This window comes from Protofrankia sp. CiP1_Cm_nod3 (genome assembly GCF_982290655.1).
This window is the reverse complement of the sequence record NZ_CEVIVD010000001.1, coordinates 74,226-78,938: the sequence shown is the minus strand read 5'-3', so window position 1 is coordinate 78,938 and position 4,713 is coordinate 74,226. Positions and strand designations below refer to the sequence as shown.

Sequence of the window (4,713 nt, the reverse complement as noted above, 5' to 3'; positions counted from 1 at the left end):
ATCGCCGCCGCCGTGGCCGCGCACCTGCGTCACGAACTGGAGATCTCGGCCTACTCGCACGCGATCATCCGTAACGCCAACCAGCTGCCCGAGGCCATCAGCCGGCGGGCGCTCGCGGAGGTGTCCGCCTACAACGACATCTGGCGTGAGCTCGTGGCGGCCCTGCAGGCCAGCGGCCAGCTACGCCCCGACGTCGATCCCCCGCTGGCCCGCATGCTCGTGCTCGGTGCCCTCAACTGGGCCGCCGAGTGGTGGCATCCCGACCGCGGGCCGCTCGAAACGCTGATCACCACGGCGCAGTCGATGGTGCTGCACGCGCTGCGCCCCTGACCCGCAGGCCCAGCCCGTTCACGTGGACGCCGGTGCCGCGGCCGGCCGGCCGGCCGCGAACGCCAGGGCGTCCGCCCAGGAGGTACGCCGGCCGATCTGTATCCGATACTTCATGATCTCTCGTATCCCGTTGACGGCGAACGCGCCGGTGAGCCGGTCGCCCTGCCGGTAGAGGGCGACGAAGCGGTGCTCGTCGACGCTGCCCCACACCACCTGGACCTCGTCGGCCCGCGGCACGCCGACGAACTGGATCCGGTGGTCGTACCAGTCCGACCAGAAGTACGGGACGCTCTCGTGCGGCTTGGCCTCGTCGGGGTTCAGCGCGTTCGTGGCGGCGAGCGTGCCCTGCTCCGCGGCGTTGGTCCAGTGCTCGACTCGCATGTGCCCGGGGAACAGCGGGTTGGGCCAGCGCGCGACGTCGCCGGCCGCGTAGACGCCGGGGGCGCCGGTCCACAGCGTCTCGTCGCAGACCACACCGTTGTCGATCGTGAGGCCCGAGCCGGCCAGCCAGTCGGTCTGCGGGCTCGCCCCGACCCCCGCCACGACCAGGTCGGCCGGCAGCACCGTGCCGTCGGCGAGCCGCACGGCCTCGACCTGGCCGTTCCCCAGGAGGGTGTCGACCGCGACGCCGCAGCGCAGGTCGGTGCCGTGCGCCTGGTGCAGCGCCGAGCAGGCGGCCCCCATCCGCGTGCCGACCGCCCGGGCGAGGGGGGTGGGCAGTGCTTCGACGATGGTCACCGGCAGCCCGCGCCGGCGCGCGCCGGAGGCGACCTCGGAGCCGATGAACCCGGCGCCGACGACCACGGTCCGCGCGCCCGCGTCGAGCGCGGCCCGCACCGCCAGCGCGTCGTCGAGCGTCCGTAACGTGTGCACGCCGGCAAGCCGCTCGCCCGCCGGCAGCTGGCGGGCGCGCGCGCCGGTGGCGATGACGAGCGCGTCGTAGCCGATCGGGCGCTCCCCCACCAGGACGGTCCGCGCCTCGGTGTCCAGCGCGCTCGCGGGCAGGCCGAGCAGCAGCTCGACACCGAGCTGTTCGCGCAGGTAGGACTCGTCGCGGTACGCCACGGCGGGCGGCTCCCCCGGCTCCAGGTACGCCTTGGACAGCGGCGGCCGGTCGTAGGGCAGATGCTCCTCCGCGCCGACCAGTGTGACCGGGCCGTCGTGGCCGTGGCGGCGCGCGGCCTCGACGGCGCGCAGACCGGCGAGGGAAGCGCCCACCACGACAAGACGCGGGCGGGAAGACGTCATGGTCTGATCACCTTCTGTTCCGGGCCGGTCGCCCCAGACCATCTGAAGCCAGGCCGCCACTGAATACGGAATAAATTTCTTCGCCCATCATGATCTCCGCGGTACGGCACGCGCCCCGTCGAACAAAAACGTGCATACCACATCCCCCGAAGGGCATACCACGTCCTTCTGGTGAGCCCTTCTGGTACGCACTTCCAGTGCGCCCTTCCAGTGGTACCGGTGCCGACCAGGAATATCCGGTGCGCACGCCGCCGGGAACAGCCGGGCCGGGCAGCGTACCGGGAACAGATCCTGCCTTTCCGCGCGCCGGGCCGCATCTCTCGCCAGGGGACTGTTGCCCTCTCCAAGGAGGGAACATCCACCGCGTCGGCATGCGGGACGGACGAGCCGGGCAACAGCGGGATCCGCAGCCGCGCAGTTCACCTATCCAATCACCTATCCAATTTCCCGACGGAGATACGCGGGATCCCTTCGACGAAGGCCCGGCGTTCCGGCAGCCACCACTCGGCGACCTTGCCGCTGAGGAACTCGCGCAGCTGCGCCGGAGTGACCTCCCGGCCGGCCCTGACCACGACCGCCGCTTCGCAAGTGTGCCGTGGCGCGGGTAACACGGCGACGCGCCCGCAGGCCGGCGATGAACCCGTGTGGGCCGCGACGGTGGACGGCATGGGCGAGGAGCCCCCCGCCTTGCCCTACATGCGGCCTTGTCCTGCATGTCCTGCATGTCATATATGGTCCTGCATGTTCTGCATGTTCTGCATGTTCTGCATGCGCCAAGCGTCGTCCCGCACGCGTCAGGTGTCGAGTCCGAGCTCCCGGCGGGCCAGTGACTTCCACACCTTGAGGTGGGGATCCGTGAGCGGGTCGCGCGGGTCGAAGGAGTATGTCAGCGCGACCCCGCGCATGCTCGTGTTGAGCATCTCGCGAAGAGCGGTGTAGTTGGGGCGCCGGACGAGTTCGGGCCCGAACATCTTGTCGATCTCCGCCCTGATCACGTTGCCGAGGGCGGACTCCCTGGGCACGAGCGCCTCGGCCAGGCGCGCGTTGTAACGTGCGGCCAGCCAGAGCTCGGTCGCCGCCCAGAAGTAGCCCTGATGGTAGGTCGACCACACCGCGTCGACGGCGGCCTCGACGCGGTCGTGCGGCGAGCGGGGCCAGCTGGCGGGATCGTGGGTCGAGGAGATCCGCACCTCGGCGATGTGCTGTACGGCCGCGACCAGGAGCGCGTCCCGGTGAGGGTACTGGTGCAGGAGCCGCCCGCGGCTGACTCCCGCGCGCTCCTGGATCTTCAGTGTGGAGGCGCCGCTGTAGCCGGACTCGATCAGGACCTGGACGGCGGCGTCGAGGATGTGCTGCTGGGTGGTCCGGCTGCGCGCGGCGTAGTCGGCGTAGCGTGAGGCCGCCGCCTCGGTTCCGCTCCCGTTCGACGTCATCGTGTCCTTCCTCATGGCCCCGCGGCATGACCCCGCGGCATGTCAGCCCCGGTCGAGGAAGCCTGCGGTCAATATGGCCGTCCCCCGCTCGCCGGGGGCACGGGCAATCGTCCTGGATTCCCTGTCAAGGATGCTCCTCCAGGGTATGGGCCCATGAGGCCCGCGCGGGCCACGGGCCGCGCCGAGCGTGTGGGCCGGGCCTGGTTAACGTCTCCCGTGCCTTCACGGCCGGGTGGGCCGCGTCGGCGAGCGAGGCGGCGCGGGCGGGACGGGCCGGGTGCCGCGTCCATCGCCGCCAGGTCACCGCCGGCACACAGGTCACCGCCGGCACGGAAGAGCCGGCCACGCGCTGGAGCAGGACGACGTCCGCGGCGCCGTCCTGCTCCGTGACCGGTGTGCCGTGACCGGTGTGCCGTGACCGGCCGCGCGGGCTCCCCGCCGGGCTCAGCCCGCCCGGCGCTTCAGCAGGTCCCGGCACTGGTGACGGGCGTCCCGGCGGCCCGTTCCCGCCGCGGGCCGCGTCGCCGCCAGCCCGCGGGGTTACGCGCACCCGGACGGCGGACCGGCGCGGCGAACCAGCGCAGTGAACCGGCGCGGCTGTCAGTCGACGATTTTCAGCGCCTCGGTCGGGCAGGCATCCACCGCGCTCTGGATCTCCTCACGGCGGGCGGGGTCGACGTCCTCGATCAGGATACGGAGAGTGCCGTCTTTCTGGACCTCGAACACGTCCTCGGCTATCGACTCGCACATACCCAGGCCGCTGCACCTGCTGCGGTTGATCACTATACGCATGTCAGTCATCTCTCCGGTGTGACCTCGGTTGACGCCGTTGACGCCGTCCGGGCCGTGGCTGGTGGCCCTTGCCTTCCTCATCATCAGCTCGCGCCTTTCCGGGCTTTCAGGAGACCACCGCGTCCTTGCCCTCGACAAGATCGCGGTAGACGGGGAACAGCGGCTTGGTCAGCGGCCCGTATCGTGTGCCAGGCCACAGAAGCTATTGCGGCCCGGCGCGCGTCTCATCGCTCGTGCGGGGTGTTTAGATACCTCGATAGGAATACTTCACCCGGTACCGCGCCATGGCCGGCTGTTACTTTCGTTCCTCGGCGGAGGAAAGGAACGGCAATGGCAGCTCCACCCCGGCACCGTGACACCCCGGCCACGCGGCCGCGTCCGCGTCCCGACCGCGTCGGCGGGGAACGGCCGCAGGCAGCGGCGGAAAGCGCCCCGGCGGAAAGCAGCCCGACGGGAGCGAGCGGGGACACCGTGCGAAGCGCCGCGGCCGGTCGGCCCGGCGGTTTCCCGGCGCTGCTCGGCGTGGCCGTCGTGTGCTGGCTGATCGTGGGGTTCACCACGCTGTGGGCCGGGATGGACGCGCTGGCCGGCGACCCCGACCAGCGCACTGCGCAGGACCTGAGCGACCGGCTCGGCGAGGGCACGGTCCGCACGACCGAGCAGGTACAGCCGCAGGACCTGCTCGCACTGGGGGTGGGCACCGCAATCCTGGCCGCGCTCGCGGCGCTGCTGCTGCGCAGATGGTGGGCCCAGCACGTGCTGCAGGTGCTGGCCGTCGTGGCGGTCATCGTGCTGGCCGCCGGCGCCCACTGGGAGGCCGTCCTGGTCTTCTTCGCGTTCGTGATCGGCGCGATCATGCTACTCACCGAGTTGACGCGTAACCACCTGCGGAAGGGTTAGTCCGGCGGGA

The 4,713-nt window shown here is 71.3% G+C and carries 6 protein-coding genes; 2 read left to right on the top strand and 4 right to left on the bottom strand.

Annotated features, from left to right (window positions below):
• On the top strand, positions 1-330 hold a 330-nt coding region (locus tag AC5LUJ_RS00340), incomplete at its 5' end, for a TetR-type transcription factor C-terminal domain-containing protein (RefSeq protein WP_493464296.1).
• 18 nt (positions 331-348) lie between these two features.
• Here AC5LUJ_RS00340 and AC5LUJ_RS00335 read toward each other — a convergent pair.
• From AC5LUJ_RS00335 to AC5LUJ_RS00320, 4 genes are all read right to left on the bottom strand, one after another.
• Positions 349-1,578, bottom strand: coding sequence for an NAD(P)/FAD-dependent oxidoreductase (locus tag AC5LUJ_RS00335; protein ID WP_250285460.1), 1,230 nt, complete (start codon positions 1,576-1,578; stop codon positions 349-351).
• A 431-nt stretch (positions 1,579-2,009) separates the two neighbouring features.
• A complete protein-coding gene (locus AC5LUJ_RS00330; RefSeq protein ID WP_250285461.1) occupies positions 2,010-2,150 on the bottom strand; it encodes a hypothetical protein in 141 nt (46 codons plus the stop codon).
• A gap of 222 nt (positions 2,151-2,372) precedes the next feature.
• Positions 2,373-3,011 carry a TetR/AcrR family transcriptional regulator gene (locus tag AC5LUJ_RS00325; protein WP_250285462.1) on the bottom strand — a complete coding sequence of 213 codons (639 nt, stop codon included), beginning with the start codon at positions 3,009-3,011 and terminating at the stop codon, positions 2,373-2,375.
• 600 nt (positions 3,012-3,611) lie between these two features.
• Positions 3,612-3,887: a ferredoxin gene (locus tag AC5LUJ_RS00320; RefSeq protein ID WP_250285463.1), complete on the bottom strand. Its 276-nt coding sequence runs from the start codon at positions 3,885-3,887 to the stop codon at positions 3,612-3,614.
• 246 nt (positions 3,888-4,133) lie between these two features.
• On the opposite strand from AC5LUJ_RS00320, the gene AC5LUJ_RS00315 reads away from it, so the two are divergent.
• Positions 4,134-4,703 (top strand): hypothetical protein, encoded by a 570-nt coding sequence (locus AC5LUJ_RS00315; RefSeq protein WP_250291016.1) that lies wholly within the window; start codon positions 4,134-4,136, stop codon positions 4,701-4,703.
• Positions 4,704-4,713 lie beyond the last annotated feature (10 nt).